Consider the following 21,181-nt stretch of genomic DNA (forward strand, 5'->3'; position numbering starts at 1 on the left):
GGCTCAAGTAGCGTGGCGGGCATGCCGGACAACCTGCTCCCGAACCCCTCGACGAACCCCGAGACCCTGCTGCCCGCCGAACCCGAGGTGGACGCGCTCCTCCGGTCGAACGCGCCCGTCTCCTCGGTGGTGGTGTCGCACCCGTCGTCGAGCCTGGCGTGGGCGCTGCTCGCCGACGAGGCGTGGGAGCGCGGCGCCACGCTCGAGTCCTACGCGTACGCCCGGGTCGGCTACCACCGCGGCCTCGACGCGCTCCGGAAGGCCGGCTGGCGTGGTGCCGGGCCGGTGCCGTGGTCGCACGAGCCGAACCGGGGCGTCCTGCGGTCCCTGTTCGCCCTGCGCCGCGCGGCCGAGGCGATCGACGAACCCGGCGAGCCCGAGCGCCTGACGCAGTTCCTCGACGGCGCGGACCCCGCGGCCGCCGAGGCGCTCGCGCGCGGCTGAGCCGCGGCGCGCAGCGGCTGCGCCGTGGCGCGGCGGCCCCGCACGCGCGGCGGCTGCGCGGTGCCGTTCGGCTGCGCACAACAGGAACCCGTCCGAACCAGGGGATCCCCTGGTTCGGACGGGTTCCTGTTGGGCTGGTACGGCCGGCGCCGCGGGGCGCCGGGCCGGCCCGGCCCGGCCGGCCGGCCGGCCTACGCCAGCAGCACGCTCCAGCTCCGGGCGCTCGGCCACAGCTGGTGCTCCGGCAGCACGTCGAGCCCGCACGCGCGGCTGCCGAGGCCGTGCTGCGCGTCGTCGAGGTACAGGTACAGCGCGTCCGGCGTCGGCAACTCGTGCGGGTGCCCGGCACGCCCGACCTGCTGCGCGGTCCACGGCGTCAGGGTGAACCCGGCGCGGTGCCCCGTCGCCGGGTCCGGCACGGTCGACACCGTGAACGGACCGACCGTCAGCGTCCGCAGTTCCGGCCGGTGCCCGGTCTCCTGCGGCATCGAGTACCGCGTCGTCATCGCGGACACGGGCGCCTCGAAGCGTCCGACGCGCGCGGCGTGCGAGGAGTCCGCGTACGACTCGTCCGGCCCGGTGCCGAACCACGTCGCGGTCTCGGACAGCAGCTCCACCGGCAGGTCGATGCGGACCCCGACCCGCGGCCAGGTGACGTCCCACCCGCCGAACGGCACCGCATCGGTCCGCAGGAGCAGTCCGGCGTCGGTCAGGGTCCACCGGTGCGTCACCTCGACGCCGGCCCCGCTGTTCGCCGCCGCGACGCGGACCCGCTGCACGAGGCCGTCGTCGGTCCGTGCCACGGACACGAGTCGGTGCGTCAGACGGTCGAGCCCGCGGGCCTCCCACCGGGACGCAGAGGAGGGCGCATCGGGATCGCCGACCCCGCCGGTGAGCACCGGGTCCGCCGTCTCGTACCCACCCTGGGAGGCGCCGCGGTCGTTGTCCGTGGGTGCGCGCCACAGTTCGAGGCGCGGGCCGGCGACGGCGTGCCCCTTGAGGGAGGCGAGGTCGCCACGAGCGGTGAAGGTCGCGTCCCCGAGACGGTCGCCCTCCCAGCCCGTGCGGGAGGGTCGGACCACCCGGTCGGGACCGGTCGCCACGAGCGTCTGGGTGCGTGCGACGATGTGGCCGGTGTCCGCCCAGGCCGTCGGCCCGGCGAGCTCCGCCACCACCTCGAACCACAGCTCGTCCCCGGCGGCGAGCGAGGCCACTTCCGACGCGCCCGCGTCGGGTGCGTGCGTCGGCGTCGCGCCCGCGGCAGCCGCGGCGAGCACCTCCGCCGGGACCGGCACCGTGGCGGACCCCCGCGCGGCGACGACACCGGGGGCGAGCCTCCCGGACGCCTCGACGACGCCGTTCCGCGACAGCGTCCAGGTGAACCGGAGACCCGCGGTGGACGCGGAGTGGTACCGGTTCTCGACGAGCACGGTGCCGCCGCCCGCGGCCGTCCCACCGCCGAGCGGGGAGACGGACAGCCGCACCGGCGCGACCACGGCCGCGAACTCGGCGAGGCCTGGCGTGGGGGTGTCGTCCGGCAGCACGAGGCCGTCCATCACGAAGTTGCCGTCGTGCACGACCTCGTGGTGGTCGCCGCCGTAGGCGTAGTAGGGGGTGCCGTCGGCGGTGTGCGCGAGGAGCCCGTGGTCACGCCACTCCCACACGAAGCCGCCGTGCAGGCGTGGGTACCGGTCGACCAGGGCCTCGTACTCGGCGATCTGGCCCGGGCCGTTGCCCATCGCGTGCACGTACTCGCAGTGGATGAAGGGCTTCGACCGCTGGCGTGCCGCCTCGGCGGGTCCGCAGCCGAGCAGGGGCGTGGCCGGGCCGCCGCCGATCGACTCGGTCTCCTGCAGCGTCGGGTACATCCGCGAGTACACGTCGGTGTACGCGCCCGTGTAGTCGCCCTCGTAGTGCACGGGGCGTTCGGCGTCGCGGGCGTGCACCCATCGCGACATGGCGGCGAGGTTGCGGCCCGTGCCGGACTCGTTGCCGAGCGACCACATCACGATCGACGGGTGGTTCTTGTCCCGCTCGACGGTCCGGGCGATGCGGTCGAGGTACGCGTCCTCCCACGCGGGGTCGTCCGACGGGTTGCCCTGCCAGCCGAGGAACTCGAAGCCGTGCGTCTCGAGGTCGCACTCCAGGACGACCCAGAACCCGAGCTCGTCGGCGAGGTCGAGCACACGCGGGTGCGGCGGGTAGTGCGAGGTGCGGATCGCGTTGACGTTGCTGCGCTTCATGAGCGCCAAGTCCGCGCGGGCGTGGGCCTCGTCGAACACCCGCCCGCGCTCGGGGTGCGTCTCGTGCCGGTTCACACCGTGGAAGACGACCCGCTCGCCGTTGACGAGGAAGCGGTCGCCGACGATCTGCACGGTGCGGAAGCCGAGCCGGAGCGCGATCGTCTCACCCGCGGTCGACATCGTGGCGTCGTACAGGCGGGGGACCTCGGCGCTCCACGGCTCGACGCCCTCGACGGTCACCGGTGCGACGTCCTCGGCGGAGGCCCAGGTGACGTCGACGTCGAGCTCGGGCACCCGGAAGCGCACCGGGAACGTCGCCTCGATGCTCGGCACCGTGATCGTCCCGGTGCCCGTCGCGGGGCGGCCGGACCCGGTGGTCCCGGCGCTCGCCCGGTCACCGAGGACGGCGGACCAGTCGGCGCGCACGAACACGTCGTCGATCGGTGCCACCGGGCGCGCGAGCAGGGTGACGTCACGGAAGATCCCGGGGAGCCACCACTGGTCCTGGTCCTCCAGGTACGACGCCGCCGACCACTGGTGCACGCGGACCCGGAGCTCGTTGTCCCCGGGCACGAGCAGCTCGGTGACGTCGAACTCCGTCGCGAGCCGGGAGCCCGTCGACCACCCGACCTCCTGCCCGTTGAGCCACACCCGGAAGTGCGACTCGACACCGTCGAAACGGAGGAGCACCCGCGCGGCGCCGTCGAAGGAGCCCGGCACGGTGAAGGTCCGGCGGTGGTCACCGGTCGGGTTCTCGTCCGGCGGGTGCGGGGCATCGATGGGGAAGGGGTACTGCACGTTCGTGTAGCTCGGCGACCCGTGGCCGTGCAGGACCCAGTGCGACGGCACCGGGAGGGTGCCCCACCCGTCCGGGTCGTCGAAGGCGGGGGCGTCGGCGACGGGCGACCAGCGGAAGTCCCACTCCCCGGCGAGCGACAGGGACGGCGCGTCCGTGTGCAGCCAGGCGCGCGGCGCCAGTCGTGTCGCCGAACCCGGCGTCGTCGCGTGCAGGTCGTCGAGTGCGGCGTCGGTCAACCTCGACCAGTCCTTCCGTGGTGCCCCGCGCTCGGGGCGCTCGGGACGGGTGTGGCGAGCGGCGGCGGCCGGGACGGCATCGATGCCGTCGTCCCGGTGCGTCGTCGATCGGGTGCAGCGACAAGCCAACCACAGGACGCGGCACGCACCTGGGACCGGGGTCAGGTGCGGTCGCGGAGCGTGGGACGCCCACGAGAGGAGCAACGATGAGCGAACGCGGGAACACCACCCACAACCCGGAGCTCGACGACCAGCTCGCGCACGAGGCGCAGAGCATCGTCCAGGGACACGGCAGCAACGCCCACGTCGAGGAGTTCCGCCAGTCCGAGCCGGTCCCGGACGACACCGACGACGCCGAGACCGTCCGGGCATCGGGCTACGACGGCGACCTGGAGGGCGCGCTCGTCGACGACTCGACCGACGTCGACGCCGCCGACGACCCGGACGGCGTCGCCGCCGAGCAGCCGGACGGCGGCGGAGACGGCGCCGATGCGACGGTGTACACGACGTCCTCGGAGGCCGACCCCGGCGCGTCGGCCGACGTCACGTCGTCGAACGCCTCGGCGGCCGACGGCGGGAGCGACACCGCGGACCTGCCGAACACGGACGAGGAGGCCTGACCGTGCCCGTCACCGCGAACGAGGCCACCGACGAGGGACGTTCGCTCGGCACGCGGCTCGCCACCGGCGGCACGTGGACCTGGGCGTACGTCGACGCCTCCGGGGACCGCGAGGACCCGCAGCACCTCGCCGCCCTGCAGCGCCGGAAGGCCGAGGACGCCCTCCGCGCCGCGGGTGCCGACGCCGACGTCATCGACACCGTGATGGCCGAGCTCGAGGAGACGCCCGGGGTGCCTGCGCCGGTCAGCCGCTACGTCCTGGTGCACGACGGCGAGCTCGTGCTCAGTGACCTGCTGCCCGGGCACATGCACGGACCCGAGTCCGTCGGCCACGGCGCCGTGCCCGACCTCGTGCCGCTCCTGGCGCACCGCCCGCTCGACGTCCCGTTCCTCGTCGTCGAGGTCGGCCGTGGTGGCGGCGGCTACCGCGCCTACCGGCTCGGGCACGTCGACCACCCCGACCAGCGCGAGGAGCAGGAGGTCGAGGGCCGCACCGACACGCTCCACAAGTTCCAGGGCGGCGGCTGGTCGCACCTGCGCTGGCAGCACCACACCGAGGAACTCTGGCGACAGAACGAGTCCGAGGTGGCCGCCGCCGTGCAGGACGCCGTCGACCGGCTGGCACCACGCCTGATCGTCGTCGCCGGGGACATCCGGGCGCGCCAGCTGCTCATCGCCGAGCTGTCGAAGACCAAGGCGACCGCGCCGCTGCTCTCCGAGGTGCCGATCGACCCGCGGGCGTCGGACGCGTCGGAGGACGGCGTCCGCGAGCACGTCGACATCGCGCTCGCCCGGGTCGTCGCCCAGCGCCGACACGACGTCGAGGACCTCCTCCGCACCCACGAGGGACGCGGTGACGGCGAGGTCGCCGCGGGGCTCGGCCCGGTCGTCGAGGCGCTCCAGCAGGCGCAGCCGTCCGTCGTCGTCCTCGACCCCGCCGGGTTCGCCGACCGCACGGTCCTGGCCCTCGACGCCGCGCCCTGGATCGCGACCGCCCCGGAGCAGGCGCTCGGTGCAGCGGTGCTCGGACCCGTCCCGGCGGCGGTCGGGCTCGTCCGCGCCGCACTGCTCACCGACGCCGAGGTCGTGTACGCCAACGCCGCGGCGCTGCCCGGCGGTGGCCCGACCGCCGCGCTGCTGCGTTGGCGCACCGGACCGGAGGTCCCCGGGGCCTGACCGGCCGCGGCGACGGACGGGAGGCTCGTGGCGGCGCCGCCACGAGCCTCCCGTCCGTCCGCCACCCCGTCACACGACCGGCGCGGGACGTCAGTCGTGCGAGCGGTCCACCCGCGGCACGAGCGGGAGGGCCAACACCGGCAGCGCCGCGACCAGCAGGAACGACCCCGCGAACCCGACCAGTCCGACCAGGGCGCCGATGCCCGGGCCGACGGCGCTCGCCGCGATGAACTGCCCGGTGTTCTGCGCGCCGAGGGCCCGGCCAGACCACCGGGGACCGGCGGCCTCGGCGACCGACGTGTACGCGAGCCCGTTGTCGGCCACCGTGACGCTCGTCGCCACGACGAGGACGACCGCGGCGGCCGGCAGGTGCGCCACGTCGACGAGCGCGAGGACCGCCATCACCGCCGCCGCCGAGACGGCCACGACGCGCAACGGGCCGACACGGGAGCCGACGCGGTCGCTCCACACCCCGACCAGGATCCGACCGACCGCCCCGACGAACTGGGACGCGCCGACCAGGAGGCCCGCAGCAGCCGTCGACCACCCGAGCGTCACGAGCCACACCAGGCCGTACGTGGACAGCGTGAACTGCGGCACCACGAGCAGGACCGACACCGCGTGGATGCGCCAGAGGAACCCCGTCGACCGGTAGGGGTTCTCGGCGGCCGGGCCGGCGGCTGCCGCAGGCGGGCGAGGTGGATCGACGATCCCGAGCGTGCAGGCCACCGCGAGCACCGCGCACAGCACGACCGGCAGGACGAGCGCGGCCCGGACGCCGGACGCCTCGGCGAGCGTCGGCACCGTGACCGCGGCCAGCGTCACGCCGAGCGGCTGCGACATCTGCCGGATCCCCATCGCGAGGCCGCGCCGGTCCTTCGGGAACCAGCCGACCACCACCCGGCCGCTCGCCGCGTTGGTCGAGGCGCTCGTCATGCCGGCGAGCAGGAACGCGACCCCGAGCAGTGCCGGGTCGTCCCCGGCGACCCATGCCCCGGCGACCGCGAGGGTGGTGAGGACGAGGCCGCCCGCGATGACGACGCGCTCGCCGGTGCGGTCGGTGACCGCTCCCCAGGCGATGAGCGTGAGGACCATGCCCGCGGTGGGAGCGGCGGCCAGCAGACCGGCCTGGGTCAGGGACAGCCCCTGCGCGTGCAGGTGCGGGATGAGGAGGGCGGGTGCGGTCACGACGAGCGTGCCGGCGGCCTGCGCGGCGACGCCGAGCCCGAGCATCGTCCACGCTCGGGCGGGGGTGCGGGTCACGTGGCCTCCGTCTCGGCTGGTGTACCGGAACGGTATACCAACGCGCACGAGGCCACTACGCTGGGTGCCCGTGACCGAACCGACCGACGCAGCGCCCGTGTCGCAGACGGCCCAGCTCTACGACAACCTCCGCGCCGCGATCCTGACGCTCGACATCGCGCCGGGGGAGCGGATCTCGGAGCGCGGCCTCGAAGCGCGCTTCCACGCCTCGCGCACCCCGGTGCGGGCAGCGCTGTCGCGGCTCGAGCGGGAGGGGCTCATCCTGCACGAGGGCCGCTCGTGGACGGTCACGCCGATCGACCTCGGCGAGATCGCCTCGCTCGCCGAACTCCGCGGGGTGCTCGAGCCCGCCGCGGCGCGCCTCGCGGTCGCCCGCGCCCAGCCGGACGCCCTCGACGCCGTCCGCGCACACCTCGACGCCCTCCGCCCGACGCCGGACCAGCAGGCCGGCATCCGGATGGGCTCGACGTTCCACCTCGACCTCGCGGCCCTCGGCGGCAACCGGTTCATCACGGACGCCGTCGCGGACGCCCTCACCCGGCTCGAACGCACCCGGTGGATCGAGGTCCGGACCCCGGAGGCGCGCGACGCCGCCTGGCAGGAGCACAGCGACATCCTCGACGCGGTGCAGCGGGGCGACGCCGACCGCGCGGCGGACCTCGTCGCAGCGCACGTGGCCGGCACGAACGACCGCCTGCTGGGCTTCATCGCCCAGGAGGGACGACGCCTCCGTGGTGCCGGCATGGCGATCGTCGGCGCGCCGGAGCGGCTCGACGCGGGAGCGGGACGGGCCTGACGCGGCCCGTCCCGACGGCAGCCGTCACTCGACGAGCGGGCGCTCCTCCGTCCCGTCGAGCTGCGCGGTCACCCACGACAGGTGCGGGTCGGCGTCGTGCTCGAGGAGGGCTTCCCGCACCTCGGCCTCGTCGCTGGAGAGCCGGTGCGCGTCCCTGCGCCCGGACGGTGTCGACTGTGACATCTGCTCGTCCCTTCTCCGGATGGTCGGGCCAGTGTCGTCCTGCCCGCCTCCGTCCGCAAGACCCTTCCGGCACGTCCGGAGGAAGCCGGGCTGCCTAGGATGGTCGGCGTCGTCGGGCGGCTCGCCCACGGCTCCGATCGCGAGGGAGGACCGGCGTGGGCCCGCAGCGCACCGCACCTCCCACGGTCTACGACGTCGCCTCCGCGGCCGGTGTCTCGATCGCGACCGTCTCCCGGGTCCTCCGCACCCCGGACGCCGTCCGCGAGGGCACGCGCGACCGGGTGCAGGCGGCGATCCGGTCGCTCGGGTACGTGCCGTCGGGGAACGCCCGCGCGCTGGCCGGTCGCCGGACCGGGGTGGTGGGCCTGCTGTTGCCCGGCTTCGACGTCGTCCCCGACGAGCGGCCGGACGTCGTCACCGACGGTGGCGTGCGGGTGGTCGACGACCGGCGGCACGTGACCCAGCCGACGTCCTCGAACCTGTACTTCGACGAGGTGCTCCGCGGTGCCGAGACCGAGGCGTGGCAGCGTGGTCTGGCGCTCATGGTCGCGGCCGGTCGTGGGCCGTCCCGGGACGTCATCGTCAACGACGTCGCCGGGCGTGTGGACGGCCTGGCGGTCCTCGCGCAGACGGTGCCCGACGAACTGCTCGAGCACGTCGCCCGCCGCATCCCCGTCGTGGTGCTGGCGGACGACCGGCGTTCACGGGGGTTCGACTCGATCAGCGTCGACAACGCCGCCGGCATGCGGACCCTCGGCGCCCACGTGATCGGGCGCCTCGGCATCCGGTCGATCGCCTACGTGGCCGGGCCGGTCGACTCCCCGGACGACCAGGAGCGGACGGCCGGGTTCCGCCGCGCGCTCGAGGACCACGGACTCGACCCGACCGCGGTCCGCACCGTGCACGGGGACTTCGGACGGGTCCGGGCCCGCGAACTCGCCCGGACCCTGCTCGACGAGCGGGTGCCGCGGGCGATCGTGTGCTCGAACGACCAGTCGGCGCTCGGCGTGCTCGACGCCGTGCTCGCGCGTGGGCTGCGGGTGCCGGACGACGTGGTCGTGACCGGGTTCGACGGGATCGACGCCGGTCGGTTCTCCTCACCGCGCCTGACGACGGTGCACCAGCCGATGGGCGACCTCGGGCGGGCCGCCGTCCGGGCGATCGTCGACCGGTTGGACTCGCGTGAGGGGCCGCCGCGGGCCGTCCGGCTGCCGGTCGAGGTGCTCCTCCGTGAGAGCTGCCCGCCGTCGCTCTGACCGGCCAGATCGGTGTGGATGTGGCACCCCGAGTGGGAACGGCGTACTTGCGCGGCGTGATGTAAGCGCATACATTGAGCGCAGCACACACTCGACACGGAGGTCGACCGAGCAATGACGCTTCCCCCACAGCGCACGCGCGGGCCCCGCGACCCGCGCCCGGACGGACCGCGCAGCCAGCGCACACCGACCCGCCGCCGCGGCCGCATCGCCGCCGCCATCGCCGGCCTCGCCGTCGTGGCCCTCGTGGCCACCGGCTGCAGCATCCAGGTCCGCTCCCAGCCGGATCCGAGCATCGGCAAGGACACGATGCTCATCAACGCGGACCGCGGCAACCCGCTGTTCGACCGCAACTTCAACCCGTACATCCCGAACGCCCGCACCGCGAGCAAGTGGATGTACGAGCCGCTCATCGAGATCAACCCCCTCGACGGCACGGGCACCCCGTGGCTCGCGAGCTCGTGGGAGCTGCCGGACGCGCGGACGATCGACATGACGATCCGTAAGGGCGTCGAGTGGTCCGACGGAACGCCCTTCACCCCCGAGGACGTCGTCTTCACGTTCGACCTGCTCAAGAAGTTCCCCGCGATGGACGTCAAGGGTGCCTGGCAGCACATCGACCGCATCGAGCGGGACGGCGACCATCTCGTCTTCCACCTCAAGGGCGAGGACGTGCCGAGCCTCAACATCATCGGCGCGACCTACATCCTCCCCGAGCACCACTACGGCGGGGTGAAGGACCCGGTCACGTGGCGCGACCCGAACCCGGTCGGCACCGGCCCGTTCGTGCTCGGCAACTACTCCGACCAGCAGTACTCGATGGACAAGAACCCCACGTACTGGCAGGCCGACGAGATCGCGATCAAGCACCTCGTGCTCCCCGCGACGAACACGCAGCTCGACACCGTCACGCGCGGCTACGACTGGGCGTACTCGTTCATCTCGGACGTCAAGGGCACCTGGGGTGCCGCGTCGCCCGACAACACGTGGTGGTTCCCGGCCGGTGGCGTGATCGGGCTCATCCCCAACCTGACGAAGGCGCCGTACGACGACGTCAACGTGCGCAAGGGCATCTCGTACGCGCTCGACCGGGACGGCATCGCCGAGACCGCCTCCGAGGGCAACCTCAGCGCCGCCGGCCAGACCGGCCTGATCCTGCCGAACCAGGAGCGGTACCTCGACCCGTCAATCCCGGACAAGGGCATGATCACGCAGGACGCCGATCGCGCCCTCGCCGAGTTCGCGAAGTCCGGGTACGAGCAGCAGGGCGGCAAGCTCGTCAAGGACGGCAAGCAGCTCGAGATCAACCTGATGACCGCGAACGGGTACTCGGACTGGCTCCGCGCCGCGCAGCAGGTGCAGCGCGACCTCGGGAAGATCGGCGTGAAGGTGCAGATCCAAGCGCCGCAGCCCGCCGGGTACCAGCAGAACATCAACAACGGCACGTTCGACATGGCGATGGGCGGCATGGGGAACGGCGACGTCTTCCAGGCCTACAACTCGCTGCTGTCGAGCGACTTCTACCAGCCGGTCGGCAAGTCGACGGTGAACAACTTCGAGCGGTACAAGAACGCGGACACCCAGAAGCTGCTCGACGAGTACCGCGGCACGACCGACCGCGCCGAGCAGCAGCAGATCCTGAACCAGCTGCAGGCGATCGTGTACGACGACCTGCCCGTGATCGGCATGTACCACGGCGGGCTCTGGGGCCTGTTCAACACCGGCAAGTTCGTCGGCTGGCCGAGCGCGGAGGACCCGTACATGGCACCACAGAACTACGACTCCGCACCGCTGCTCATCTTCACGAAGCTCCGGCTCCGTGACAGTGCAGCAGGCAAGGCGATCCTGGAGGAGCAGGCCAAGTGAAGTACGTCCTCCAGAAACTCGTCCTCTTCGTCCTGACCCTCTGGGCCGCGGTCACGCTGAACTTCCTGCTCCCGCGTCTCATGCCGGGCAGCCCGTCCGACGCGGCGCTCGCCAAGCTCAGCCAGAACGGCCCGGTCACCGACGCCACGAAGAAGGCCATCGAGGCCCAGCTCGGCGTCCCCAGCGGCAACCTCTGGGACCAGTACGTCAGTTACCTGCACCAGGTCGTCACCCTCGACTTCGGGACGAGCTACACGTTCTACCCGCAGCCCGTCGGCGAGCTGGTCGGCCGCGCCCTGCCCTACACGCTCGTGCTCGTCGGCACCGTCACGATCCTGGCGTTCGTGATCGGCACGCTGATCGGCGTCGCCGCGGCCTGGAAGCGCGGCACCTGGCTCGACTCGCTCCCGACCCTGTCCGGCTCCTTCATGTCGACGTTCCCGTACTTCTGGACGGCGCTCCTGCTGCTGTTCTTCCTCGGCTACGTGCTGCACTGGTTCCCGACCACCGGGGCCTCGTCCGCGACGAGCGTCCCGGGCTGGAACGGCGAGTACATCGGCGACGTCCTGCGGCACGCGGTCCTGCCGGCGGTGACGATCCTCGTGACGAGCCTGGGCGGCTGGATCATCGGCATGCGCAACGCGATGATCAACACCCTCGGCGACGACTACGTCACCTTCGCCGAGGCGAACGGCCTCCGTGGTCGCACGGTCGCCGTCCGGTATGCCGCACGCAACGCGATCCTGCCGAACCTGACCGGCTTCGGCCTGGCGCTCGGTGGCGTGGTCGGCGGCTCGGTGCTGGTCGAGCAGGTGTTCGGCTACCCGGGCATCGGCTACCTGCTGTTCAACGCCGTGATCGGGCAGGACTACCCGCTCATGCAGGCCCTCTTCCTGATGATCACCGTGTCGGTGCTCATCGCCAACTTCATCGTGGACGTCCTGTACGGCGTCCTGGACCCGAGGACGCGCCGATGACCACTGTCGCAGTTCGAACACGAGAAGCATCCACGGCACCGTCCAAGTGGCGCGCCGCCGCCCGCCAGTTCGGCGTCGTCTGGAGCAACACCAAGGCCCGCATCGGCCTGTGCATCCTCGGCTTCTTCGTCCTCGTGGCGATCGCCGCCCCGCTCCTCGCCCCGTACGGCGCGAGCCAGAACGGCTTCGAGCGCAACGCCGACGCCACGTGGGCGCACTGGATGGGCACCACCGCCGCCGGCGAGGACGTCCTCTCCCAGCTCATCTACGGCGCCCGGGTCTCCGTGCTCGTCGGCGCGGTCGCGGGCTTCCTGTCCACGCTCGTCGCCGTCGCGATCGGCCTGAGCTGGGGCTACATCCGCGGCTGGGTCGCCGAGGTCATCGGGTTCATCGTGAACCTCTTCCTCGTCATCCCCGGCCTGCCGCTCATGATCGTCATCGCGGCGTACCTGCAGAACGGCGGCATCGCGGTGATCATCGCCGTGATCGTCGTCACCGGCTGGGCGTGGGGCGCCCGCGTCCTGCGCAGTCAGACGCAGTCCCTGCGGAGCCGCGACTTCGTCACCGCCGCGCAGTTCTCCGGCGACGGTGCGACGCGCATCGTCTTCCGCGAGATCCTGCCGAACATGACGAGCTTGATCGTCGGCAGCTTCTTCGGTGCCGCGACGAGCGCGATCCTCGCCGAGGCCGGGCTCGAGTTCCTCGGACTCGGGGACTCGTCGATCGTCAGCTGGGGCACGATCCTCTACTGGGCGCAGAACTCGAACGCGCTCCTGACGGGCCAGTGGATCCTGCTGTTCGCCCCGGGTCTCTGCATCGCCCTCCTGGCGATGAGCCTCACCCTCATCAACTTCGGCGTCGACGCCGTGTCCAACCCGCGGCTGCGCGAGGGCGCGCGCCGCAAGCGCAAGGAGGTCACCGCATGAGCGGCGCAACCACCGACGGACTGGAGGCGCGGGGCGGCGCCGCCACGCGCCTCCCGTCCGACACCACCCAGCAGGACGTCCTGCTCGACGTCCGCGACCTGTCCGTCGTCTACGAGTCGGCCGGCCAGACGGCCGTCCAGGCCGTCGACCACGTCTCCTTCTCGCTGCGCAAGGGCGAGTTCGTGGGTCTGGTCGGCGAGTCCGGATCCGGCAAGTCGACGCTCGGCTACGCGCTCACCCGGCTGCAGAAGCCGCCGGCGCGCACCAACGGGGGCAGCATCGTCTTCGGTGGAGCGGACATCCGCGACCTCGACGACGAAGCACTCCGCCAGCAGCGCCAGGGCGGCTTCGCGATGGTGCTGCAGTCCGGGATGAACGCGCTCAACCCGGTGCGCACCATCCGCAACCACTTCATCGACGTCTTCAAAGCGCACGGGCACGTGCCGCGCGAGCGGTGGGACGGCCGGATGCGCGAGCTGATCGGCAAGGTGAAGCTGCCCGAGACGATGCTCGCGCGCTACCCGGGGGAGCTCTCCGGCGGCATGCGGCAGCGCGTGTCGATCGCGCTGGCGCTGTCGCTCGAACCGCAGCTCATGGTCTTCGACGAGCCGACGACGGCCCTCGACGTGCTCGTGCAGCACGCCGTGATGGACACGATCATCGCGCTGCAGCGCTCTGAGGGCTTCACGGCGATCCTCATCAGCCACGACCTCGGCATCGTGCTCGAGGCGACCGAGCGCGTCCTCGTCATGCACGAGGGGCGGATCGTCGAGGACGGCCGGTCGCTCGAGGTCCTCCGCGACCCCCAGGACGACTACACGAAGATGCTGCTGTCGCACTACGCTGACCCGCGCGCGGAGGTCGTCTCGCTGCCGGGGTTCCCGGACCGCTCGCAGCGCTCGGTCTCCCGTCAGGAGACGACGTCGTCGTTCGCCACCGTCGGCTCCCGCGAGCGCTCCGCCGCGAAGAACCCGATCGTCGTCGACCACCTCGTCAAGACCTATCCCGCACCCCGCCGCGGCGAGCAGCCCGTGCAGGCCGTCCGCGACGTCTCGTTCACCCTCGAGCCCGGACAGTCGCTCGCCCTCGTCGGGCAGTCCGGCTCGGGCAAGTCGACCATCGCGAAGATGCTGACCGGCGTCGAGCCGCCGACGAGCGGCACGGTGTGCTTCGGCGACACCGACGTGGCGAAGCTCGGGCGACGGGGCCTGAAGGACCTGCGCTCCGAGGTGCAGATGGTGTTCCAGGACCCGTACGCGGCGCTCAACCCGCTGCACACCGTCGAGTACATCCTGTCCCGGCCGATCGCGAACTACACCGGACTCCGCGGGCGTGATGCTCGTCGCCGGATGCTCGAGATCCTCGAGACCGTTGGTCTGACGCCGGTCGAGCAGTTCGCGCAGAAGCTCCCGCACCAGCTCTCCGGCGGGCAGCGGCAGCGCGTGGTCATCGCCCGGGCGCTCGCGAGCGACCCGCAGGTGATCATCGCCGACGAGCCCGTCTCGATGCTCGACGTGACGCTGCGTGCCGGCGTGCTCGCGCTGCTCGAGGACCTGCGCGAGCAGTGGGGCGTCTCGCTCCTCTACATCACGCACGACCTGCTGAGCGCGCGGCTCATCACCGACGACATCATGGTGCTGCACGACGGCGCTGTGGTCGAGCGGGGCCGGACGGCCGAGGTGCTGCAGCACCCGCAGGACGACTACACCGTGGCGCTGCTGGACGCGGTGCCGAACCCGCGGCGGACACTGCTCGCATGACCACGTTGCTCGACTTCCCGTCCGTCCCGCCGTTCGGCCACCTGCCCACGCCCGAGGGCGTCGACGTCGTCGGCATCGACCTGCCCGTCGGCCGGCTGACCGCCTACCGCGTCGTCCCCTCCGGGCCGTCGAAGGGCGTCGTGCTCGTCGTCCCCGGGTACACCGGCTCGAAGGAGGACTGGCGCACCTTCATGCCGCTCCTGCGTGACGCCGGCTGGACCGCTGTCGCGATCAGCCGCCGCGGCCAGGCGGACTCGGTGGCACCGACCGCACCGTCCGACTACTCGTTGGACGAGGAAGCGGCCGACGTCGTCCGGGTCGCGGCACTGCTCGACGACGGCGCACCCGTCCACCTGATCGGACACTCGCTCGGTGGGGTGATCGCCCGCGAGGCCGCGATCGCGTCGCCGCAGTCGTTCCGGTCGGTGGTGCAGTTCTGCTCCGGTCCGTACGGCTGGCCGTACCGGAAGGTCACCGAGCTGACGATCCTGCACGACACCGGCGGCAACCTCCGCACGCTGTTCGACGCGACGAACCCGCTCTGGGCGTACCGCCCCGACGAGGAGCTGCCCGACGACGTCCGCATGGTCCGCGACCGCTTCGACGCGACGAGCCCGCTGAGCGTCGTCGCCGGCGGGCACGTCCTCGAGGACCACACCGACTCGTCCGGCGAGCTCCGCGCCACGGGGCTCCCGGTCCTCGTGGCGCACGGCGAGTGGGACGGCGCATGGCCGATCCCGTGGCAGCGGCAGATGGCGGAGGACACCGGCGCCTCCTACGAGGTCATCCCGACCAGCTACCACGGCCCCCACGTCGAGAACCCCGCCGCGACCATCGCCGCCTTCGACGACTTCCTCGGCCGGCACGCGCCGGCTCGCACCTGAAAGGACCCATCATCACCACGCTGCAGTTCCCCGACGGCTTCCTCTGGGGTGCCGCCACCGCCGCCCACCAGATCGAGGGCAACAACGTCAACAGCAACTGGTGGATGCACGAGCACGAGCCCGACACCACCATCGTCGAACCCTCCGGCGACGCCGCGGACAGCTACCACCGCTACCGCGAGGACATCCGCATCGCCGCCGACCTCGGCCTGAACTCCTACCGGTTCAGCATCGAGTGGGCACGCATCGAGCCCGAACGCGGCCACGTGTCCCGCGCCGAGATCGACCACTACCGCCGCATGGTCGAGGCCTGTCACGAGGCCGGCATCGAACCGATCGTCACGCTCATGCACTTCACCGTGCCGCGCTGGTTCGAGCGCGACGGCTTCTGGCGCGCGGACGACGCCGCCGACCTGTTCGCCCGCTACACCGAGGCCGCGCTCCCCGTCGTGCAGGACGGCGTGCGCTACGTCTGCACGATCAACGAGCCGAACATCGCCGCGATGCTCGCCGGGGGAGAGGACGCCTCGAACCTCGTCGCGTACGGCCTGCCGAACCCCGACCTCGGGGTCGCCGACGCACTGCTCGCGTCGCACAAGCGCTCCCGCGAGGTCCTGTCCCAGGTGCCCGGCATCCAGTCCGGCTGGACCATCGCGACCCAGGCGTTCCGCGCGAACGGCGAGCCCGGCTCCGAGGAGATGCTCCGCGAGTACGGGTACCCGCGCGACGACTGGTACCTCGAGCAGGCCGCCGGCGACGACTTCCTCGGCGTGCAGGCGTACACCCGCACCTTCATCGGCCCCTCGGGTCCGCTGCCCGTCGCCGACGACGTCGAGACGACCCTGACCGGGTGGGAATTCTACCCCGAGGCGTCCGCCGACGGCCTGCGCAGCGCGTGGGAGCTCTCCGGCCACGTCCCGCTGATGATCACCGAGAACGGCATCGCCACCGCGGACGACACCCGCCGGGTCGCCTACACACAGGGCGCACTCGAGGGCATCCACCGCTGCATCGAGGACGGCATCGAGGTCCTCGGCTACCAGCACTGGTCCCTGCTCGACAACTACGAGTGGGCCTCCGGCTACCGCCCGACCTTCGGGCTCGTCGCCTGGGACCGCAAGACGTTCGCGCGGACGCCGAAGCCGTCGGCGCACTGGTACGGGGCAGTGGCTCGCGCGAACGCGCTCTGACCACGGGACGGGTGGGTCCCGGCCGGGAGGCCCGCCTGCGGTTCAGGGGCCCTCGTCCGTGGTCCCGTCGTCGCGGTCGTGCGACGGCCCGTCGGCCGCATCCGCGAGGAGCGCCGCCACCTGGCGCGCACCGCGCTCCTCCGCGAGCACCAGAGGTGTCCGGCCCTCGGCGTCGGCCAGGTCGGGCCGCGCGCCCCGGGTGAGGAGGACCGCTGCGGCGTCGGCGCGGTCGAACCAGGCCGCCGCGTGCAGCGGGGCGAACCCCCACCGCTGGTCGACCTCGTCGACGTCGGCCGGCTCGCATGCGAACCCGTCGAGCGCCATCGCCAGCCCGCCGACGTCACCGTGTCCCGCGGCGCGCACCGCGGGTGTCGCCCACTCGAGCCAGCCGTCGGCCAACGGGCCGTGCCAGCCGTGGGCGGGTCGGGCCTCCAGGTCGGTGCGGACGGACTCGTCGACGCTCCGCACCTCGACGGCGACGTCGACGAATACGATCACCACCTCGCCGGTGGGGGAGACGAGGAGTCGGAGCTCCCACCCGGCGTCGCCGACGTGTGCGAGTTCGCCGCGGAGGACGTGCACGTCGCCGGCCAGCAGGTCAAGCGGCTCCGTGTCCGGCGGGTCGAGCGCGACACCGCCGAAGCGGAGCGTCACCCGAGCGTGGTTCCACCGGCGCCAGAGGCCCTCCGGGGTGTCGAGGACCTCGTCGTTGCGGGTCACGAGCACGGCGCGGAGCGTGTCCCCCTCCGGCTCCCAGGCGACGAACTCCGCCTCACGCCACTGCACCGAGGCGAGGGCAGCGACCGTGGGCGGGGCGTCCAGCACGAGACGGGCGAGGTGGTCGCGGTAGCCGTCGACGTCCTCGAGGGACACGTAGCCGACGCTCGGCCAGTTGACGTGACTCCATCGCACGAGCCGACGATACCCACCCGCCGTCGACCGGTTGGTGGCATGTGGTACATCACGGCGTATCCTGCTCGGGTGTCGAACGCCACCACGGACCACCGAACGCCCGACCTCGACGTGGTCGTCGTCCTCTTCCACGCCGATCCCGAGCTGTTCCGGCGGTGCGTCGGCTCAGTCGTGACGGCCGCGTCCCGTGCCGCGGTCGTCGTCCGCCTCGTGCTCGTCGACAACGGCGGTCCGGTGCCGTCGGTCCCGCCGCTCGGGCCGTCCGGCCCGGGGGTCGTGCGGACCGGCACCGGGCGGAACGTCGGTTTCGGGCGCGCGGTGAACGCCGCGATGGAGGTCGTCCGGGCCGGCCGGGTCCTCCTGCTCAACCCCGATGCCGAACTCACGCCGGATGCGCTGCGCGCGTTCCTCCGTGCCGCGGAGCGTCACCCGCGTGCGCTGCTCGCCGGCACCGTGCTGACGGACGGCCGACTCGACCCGGACGCCGTGATCGACTGGGACTCCAGCGTCGAGCGACTGGTGCGGCGCTGGGTCTCCCGACACCGTGTGCGGGAGTCGGTGTCCGGTGCGGCGCAGGGTGCCGCCGTGGTCCCGGTCGCCAAGGCCAGTGGCGGCGCGCTCGCAGCCGACGCCGGACTGCTCCGCAGACTCGGACCGTTCGACGAGCGGTTCTTCCTGTACGCGGAGGACGCCGACCTCTCCCGCCGCGCCCGCCGGGCCGGCATCGAGGTGCTCCGGGTGGTCTGCGCCGAGGTCCACCACGTCGGCAGTGCGAGCGCGCGCTCGCATGCCGCGCTCGTCGAGTTCGCCCGGGCCGACGCCGCGGTCCGGGTCACGGCCGTGCACCGCGGGCACCTCGTCAGCCTGGTCCAGCGGGTGGAACTCCTCGTCGTCACGACGCTGGGGATGGCGCTCGAACGCGATCGGGCCGCGCGGAGCGCTCGGGGTGCGCGACTGCGAGCGCTCCGCAGGTGGGGCGTCCGGCGGGAGGCGCCACCCGTCGGTCCTGCCGACCTGCACCGCGGGTGAACCACCCGGTGCGGCAGTGGGTCCGCTCGGGCCGTCGATGCAGCCCGAGCGTCGCGTCAGGACGACGGGCCCCCGCCACTGCCGGAGCGGGCCGAGCGTCGTCCCGGCGGCGCGGGAGCCCGCAGCCGCCGCAGGGCGCGCAAGACCGGACGGTCGACGGTCCACCACACGAGGACGGAGGCGACGGTCGCGGCCGTCACCGCGACGACCGCGACGAGCGCGACGACCGCGATGCGCGGCCACTCGAGGGCCCGGTCACCGAGCACCCTCCCCACGGCGGCGACCGCGACCGGGACGACGAGCGGATGGGTCAGGTACAGCGCGTAGGACGCGTCCCCCAGTGTCAGGACGCCGCGGCCGACCACCGCCGCGGTCCGGCGTTCCGAGGCGGCGACCCCGGCGACGACGACTGCGGCCGCGGGCAGGAGCAGGACCGTGCCGAGCGACGACCCGTGTCCCCACTCCGTCAGGACCCACGACACCATGAGCCCGGCGACGACGCCGGCGTCCGAGCGCTGCGCCCGACCCGTCGCCCACCGGCCGACGACCATCCCGATCGGGAAGCACAGGACGATCGGGTCCGCGTGGAACTGCCACGCCGGCCAGTCCGTGGGTGACCGGAGCGCGCCCGCCACCGCCAGGGCGACGCACACCGGGGTGACGACCCGGAGGGGCGCCGTGCGCCAGGCGAGCGCGACGGCGACGAGCAGGTAGAAGAGGAGCTCGAACGAGAGCGTCCACGCCACGGTCCACAGCGGCTGGACGATGCCGTCCGAGCCCCGGGCGGGCAGGAACGCGTACGACAGCACGACGTAGGCCGGTGTGAGCGTCGCCCGCTGGAGCTGGTCGGGGTCGAGCACCGCGACCGCGAGCTTGACTGTCGTCATCGTCCACGCGAGGGGCACGATGCGGACCACCCGCCGCCAGAGGAACGCGCGCCAGTCGACCGGCGGCCGGCGACTCGTGACGACCGTGGCGACGAAGCCGCTGATGACGAAGAACACGGTCACGCCGACGGCGCCGAGTGGGACGTCCGGGACCGCGACGCCGAGCTGGTGGCGTAGGTAGGAGGGCACGTGCGCGAGGACGACCAGGAGCGCGGCCACGAACCGCAGGGCCTGGATGCCGTGGAACACCGGAGCGGTCGCCACCCGTCCGCGTTCCGGTGTCCCGGTCGCGGGGGCGTCCGCCGACTTCTCCGTGCTCATCCCGACACCGTGCCGATCGGGCGCTCCGGTGTCACGGAATCCGTATGTCGTATCCCGTGCTCCGCTCCGTGTGGTCGGCCGACGCCGAGGCACCCCGCGATCAGCAGCCACAGGAGCGGGGTCGACAGGTCCGGCGTCGAGACCGCCTTCGCCGCGAGCAGGGCGAGCAGACCGGCGACCACCGGGCCGGGCGTCGGGGGACGCGACCAGGGTGACCGGGCCGGTGGGACGCACGGCGTGTCTCCACAGCCGGCCCGCAGGGCGCTCCGGAGCAGGACCGTGACCGCGCTGGCGAAGAGCCCGAGGCCGACGACCCCGGTCGTCGCCAGGAGCGTCACCACGAAGGACGACGAGCGGTCCGAACCGAGCCCGACGCCGAACCCGAGGCTGTCCACCGCGACCCGCAGGCCGATCGCGTCGGCGGCGGACCGCGCATCGAAGGACTGGCTGCCGACCTTGTCGACGACGAGCGACCGCACCGGACCGAGGAGCCGGTCCCCTGCCGCCACGGCGACGCCGACGACCACGAGGGTCCCGAGCGCGATCGCCGGCGCTCCACGGCCCCCGGAGGCGAGGAAGCGTGCGACGACGACCACGACGGCCGCGAGCCCGACGATCGCGCTCGCGGCGACCGCGGTGCCGGAGGCCGACGCGAGCAGGTCGCAGAGCCCGACGCCGGACAGCGCCACCGCGGCGACGCGCTCGGTGCCGCGGGTACGTGCGGCAGTGACGATCGCGAACGCGCTGACACCCATCGAGAACGCCGCGAGTTCGCTCGGCTCGGCGAACACCCCGCGCCACCGGGTGTCACCGGCCGGGCTGTAGTCCACCGCGAGGGTGTCGAGGACGGGCGCGAGCGGGTCGATCCCGACCGCCTCGAATGTGCTGCGGACCGCGCTGCCACCCGCGCCGGTCCACGCCGCCGTGCGGAGGGCGGTGGTGGCCGTGCCCGTCCGCGCGAGGAAGGTGCTCGCGACGAGGGCGGTCAGCAGGTACACCGTCTGTGCGAGGTTGCTCGTCGTGTAGGTGAGTGGCGACGGTGCGCGGACCTGCTCGTCGACCCCGCCGCGCGGCAACAGGACCGGGGTGCCGTGGAACGCCCACGGACCCACGACCGTCATCACCGTCGACCAGGCGGCGAACGCCACGAGGACCCACAGCGCCGCCGGGACCGGACGGACGGCCGGCCGTCGCCAGGCGGCGACCACCGCCACGAGGGTGACGCAGGTGAAGAGCGGGACGGGGAGCCCGGCGAGGACCGCTCCGGCGGTGGCCGGGAGGCCCGCACCGACGCCGAGGGCCGTCGCGACCGCCCGCGGATGGTCACGCACCGCCCCGACGGCGGCGAGCAGGACGACCGGCAGTCCGATTACGAATGTCACATGTACACCTGTGGAGTGTGATGGTGGGTATG

Annotated in this window: 18 protein-coding genes; 12 read left to right on the top strand and 6 right to left on the bottom strand. The window is 73.0% G+C overall.

The genetic code is table 11. The features are described 5' to 3' along the window. Positions 1-21: 21 nt before the first annotated feature. Positions 22-444, top strand: coding sequence for a DUF3151 domain-containing protein (locus tag DEI91_RS03450; RefSeq protein WP_111051285.1), 423 nt, complete (start codon positions 22-24; stop codon positions 442-444). Positions 445-635: 191 nt separating this feature from the next. Here the strand turns inward: DEI91_RS03450 and DEI91_RS03455 are convergent, their stop codons facing one another. After that, on the bottom strand, positions 636-3,722 hold the full coding sequence (locus DEI91_RS03455) for a glycoside hydrolase family 2 TIM barrel-domain containing protein (protein ID WP_111050944.1): 3,087 nt from the start codon (positions 3,720-3,722) through the stop codon (positions 636-638). A gap of 206 nt (positions 3,723-3,928) precedes the next feature. Here DEI91_RS03455 and DEI91_RS03460 point away from each other — a divergent pair, with 206 nt between their 5' ends. Further along, a complete protein-coding gene (locus DEI91_RS03460; RefSeq protein WP_111050945.1) occupies positions 3,929-4,342 on the top strand; it encodes a hypothetical protein in 414 nt (137 codons plus the stop codon). Positions 4,343-4,344: 2 nt separating this feature from the next. Further along, positions 4,345-5,517, top strand: a complete 1,173-nt coding sequence (locus DEI91_RS03465; protein ID WP_111050946.1) for a Vms1/Ankzf1 family peptidyl-tRNA hydrolase — start codon at positions 4,345-4,347, stop codon at positions 5,515-5,517. A 90-nt stretch (positions 5,518-5,607) separates the two neighbouring features. On the opposite strand, the gene DEI91_RS03470 is transcribed toward DEI91_RS03465, so the two are convergent. Then, entirely contained in the window at positions 5,608-6,750 is a 1,143-nt protein-coding gene (locus DEI91_RS03470) for an MFS transporter (protein WP_111051286.1), read from the bottom strand. Between the two features lie 100 nt (positions 6,751-6,850). Between DEI91_RS03470 and DEI91_RS03475 the strand changes: the two genes are divergently transcribed. Then, positions 6,851-7,576: a GntR family transcriptional regulator gene (locus DEI91_RS03475; protein WP_111050947.1), complete on the top strand. Its 726-nt coding sequence runs from the start codon at positions 6,851-6,853 to the stop codon at positions 7,574-7,576. 24 nt (positions 7,577-7,600) lie between these two features. Here the strand turns inward: DEI91_RS03475 and DEI91_RS16145 are convergent, their stop codons facing one another. Next, a complete protein-coding gene (locus DEI91_RS16145) occupies positions 7,601-7,759 on the bottom strand; it encodes a hypothetical protein (RefSeq protein ID WP_181439460.1) in 159 nt (52 codons plus the stop codon). A gap of 155 nt (positions 7,760-7,914) precedes the next feature. Between DEI91_RS16145 and DEI91_RS03485 the strand changes: the two genes are divergently transcribed. From DEI91_RS03485 to DEI91_RS03515, 7 genes are all read left to right on the top strand, one after another. Beyond that, on the top strand, positions 7,915-9,015 hold the full coding sequence (locus tag DEI91_RS03485) for a LacI family DNA-binding transcriptional regulator (protein WP_111050949.1): 1,101 nt from the start codon (positions 7,915-7,917) through the stop codon (positions 9,013-9,015). Positions 9,016-9,129: 114 nt separating this feature from the next. Next, positions 9,130-10,881 carry an ABC transporter substrate-binding protein gene (locus tag DEI91_RS03490; protein WP_258374278.1) on the top strand — a complete coding sequence of 584 codons (1,752 nt, stop codon included), beginning with the start codon at positions 9,130-9,132 and terminating at the stop codon, positions 10,879-10,881. Further along, the gene (locus tag DEI91_RS03495; protein WP_111050950.1) at positions 10,878-11,858 is read left to right on the top strand and encodes an ABC transporter permease; all 981 of its coding nucleotides are present in this window, start codon (positions 10,878-10,880) and stop codon (positions 11,856-11,858) included. Before DEI91_RS03490 ends, DEI91_RS03495 begins: the two co-directional genes overlap by 4 nt. After that, complete coding sequence (locus DEI91_RS03500; RefSeq protein ID WP_111050951.1) at positions 11,855-12,784, top strand: ABC transporter permease; 930 nt, start codon at positions 11,855-11,857, stop codon at positions 12,782-12,784. The genes DEI91_RS03495 and DEI91_RS03500 overlap by 4 nt, the downstream gene beginning before the upstream one ends. Further along, the gene (locus DEI91_RS03505) at positions 12,781-14,544 is read left to right on the top strand and encodes an ABC transporter ATP-binding protein (protein WP_258374279.1); all 1,764 of its coding nucleotides are present in this window, start codon (positions 12,781-12,783) and stop codon (positions 14,542-14,544) included. Before DEI91_RS03500 ends, DEI91_RS03505 begins: the two co-directional genes overlap by 4 nt. Then, positions 14,541-15,428, top strand: a complete 888-nt coding sequence (locus DEI91_RS03510; RefSeq protein WP_111050952.1) for an alpha/beta fold hydrolase — start codon at positions 14,541-14,543, stop codon at positions 15,426-15,428. Before DEI91_RS03505 ends, DEI91_RS03510 begins: the two co-directional genes overlap by 4 nt. An 8-nt stretch (positions 15,429-15,436) precedes the next feature. Next, positions 15,437-16,618 (top strand): glycoside hydrolase family 1 protein, encoded by a 1,182-nt coding sequence (locus tag DEI91_RS03515; protein ID WP_111051289.1) that lies wholly within the window; start codon positions 15,437-15,439, stop codon positions 16,616-16,618. Between the two features lie 42 nt (positions 16,619-16,660). Here the strand turns inward: DEI91_RS03515 and DEI91_RS03520 are convergent, their stop codons facing one another. Next, positions 16,661-17,530 carry an ankyrin repeat domain-containing protein gene (locus tag DEI91_RS03520; RefSeq protein WP_111050953.1) on the bottom strand — a complete coding sequence of 290 codons (870 nt, stop codon included), beginning with the start codon at positions 17,528-17,530 and terminating at the stop codon, positions 16,661-16,663. Positions 17,531-17,599: 69 nt separating this feature from the next. On the opposite strand from DEI91_RS03520, the gene DEI91_RS03525 reads away from it, so the two are divergent. Then, positions 17,600-18,559: a glycosyltransferase gene (locus tag DEI91_RS03525; RefSeq protein WP_181439461.1), complete on the top strand. Its 960-nt coding sequence runs from the start codon at positions 17,600-17,602 to the stop codon at positions 18,557-18,559. Positions 18,560-18,615: 56 nt separating this feature from the next. Here DEI91_RS03525 and DEI91_RS03530 read toward each other — a convergent pair whose 3' ends face one another. Together DEI91_RS03530 and DEI91_RS03535 are read right to left on the bottom strand one after the other, a co-directional pair. Further along, positions 18,616-19,767 (bottom strand): acyltransferase, encoded by a 1,152-nt coding sequence (locus DEI91_RS03530; RefSeq protein ID WP_111050955.1) that lies wholly within the window; start codon positions 19,765-19,767, stop codon positions 18,616-18,618. After that, a complete protein-coding gene (locus DEI91_RS03535; RefSeq protein ID WP_146244189.1) occupies positions 19,764-21,149 on the bottom strand; it encodes a hypothetical protein in 1,386 nt (461 codons plus the stop codon). The genes DEI91_RS03530 and DEI91_RS03535 overlap by 4 nt, the downstream gene beginning before the upstream one ends. Between the last annotated feature and the right edge of the window lie 32 nt (positions 21,150-21,181).

Origin of the sequence: Curtobacterium sp. MCBD17_032 (assembly GCF_003234855.1) — a bacterium.
Taxonomy (GTDB): Bacteria; Actinomycetota; Actinomycetes; order Actinomycetales; family Microbacteriaceae; genus Curtobacterium.

What these genes read in the sequence shown, in the direction of transcription:
- DEI91_RS03530 (WP_111050955.1), bottom strand. Translation starts at nt 19,767, where the DNA reads ATGAGCACGGAGAAGTCGGCGGACGCCCCCGCGACCGGGACACCGGAA.
- DEI91_RS03510 (WP_111050952.1), top strand. Translation starts at nt 14,541, where the DNA reads ATGACCACGTTGCTCGACTTCCCGTCCGTCCCGCCGTTCGGCCACCTG.
- DEI91_RS03500 (WP_111050951.1), top strand. Translation starts at nt 11,855, where the DNA reads ATGACCACTGTCGCAGTTCGAACACGAGAAGCATCCACGGCACCGTCC.
- DEI91_RS03460 (WP_111050945.1), top strand. Translation starts at nt 3,929, where the DNA reads ATGAGCGAACGCGGGAACACCACCCACAACCCGGAGCTCGACGACCAG.
- DEI91_RS03505 (WP_258374279.1), top strand. Translation starts at nt 12,781, where the DNA reads ATGAGCGGCGCAACCACCGACGGACTGGAGGCGCGGGGCGGCGCCGCC.
- DEI91_RS03470 (WP_111051286.1), bottom strand. Translation starts at nt 6,750, where the DNA reads ATGCTCGGGCTCGGCGTCGCCGCGCAGGCCGCCGGCACGCTCGTCGTG.
- DEI91_RS03450 (WP_111051285.1), top strand. Translation starts at nt 22, where the DNA reads ATGCCGGACAACCTGCTCCCGAACCCCTCGACGAACCCCGAGACCCTG.
- DEI91_RS16145 (WP_181439460.1), bottom strand. Translation starts at nt 7,759, where the DNA reads ATGTCACAGTCGACACCGTCCGGGCGCAGGGACGCGCACCGGCTCTCC.
- DEI91_RS03490 (WP_258374278.1), top strand. Translation starts at nt 9,130, where the DNA reads ATGACGCTTCCCCCACAGCGCACGCGCGGGCCCCGCGACCCGCGCCCG.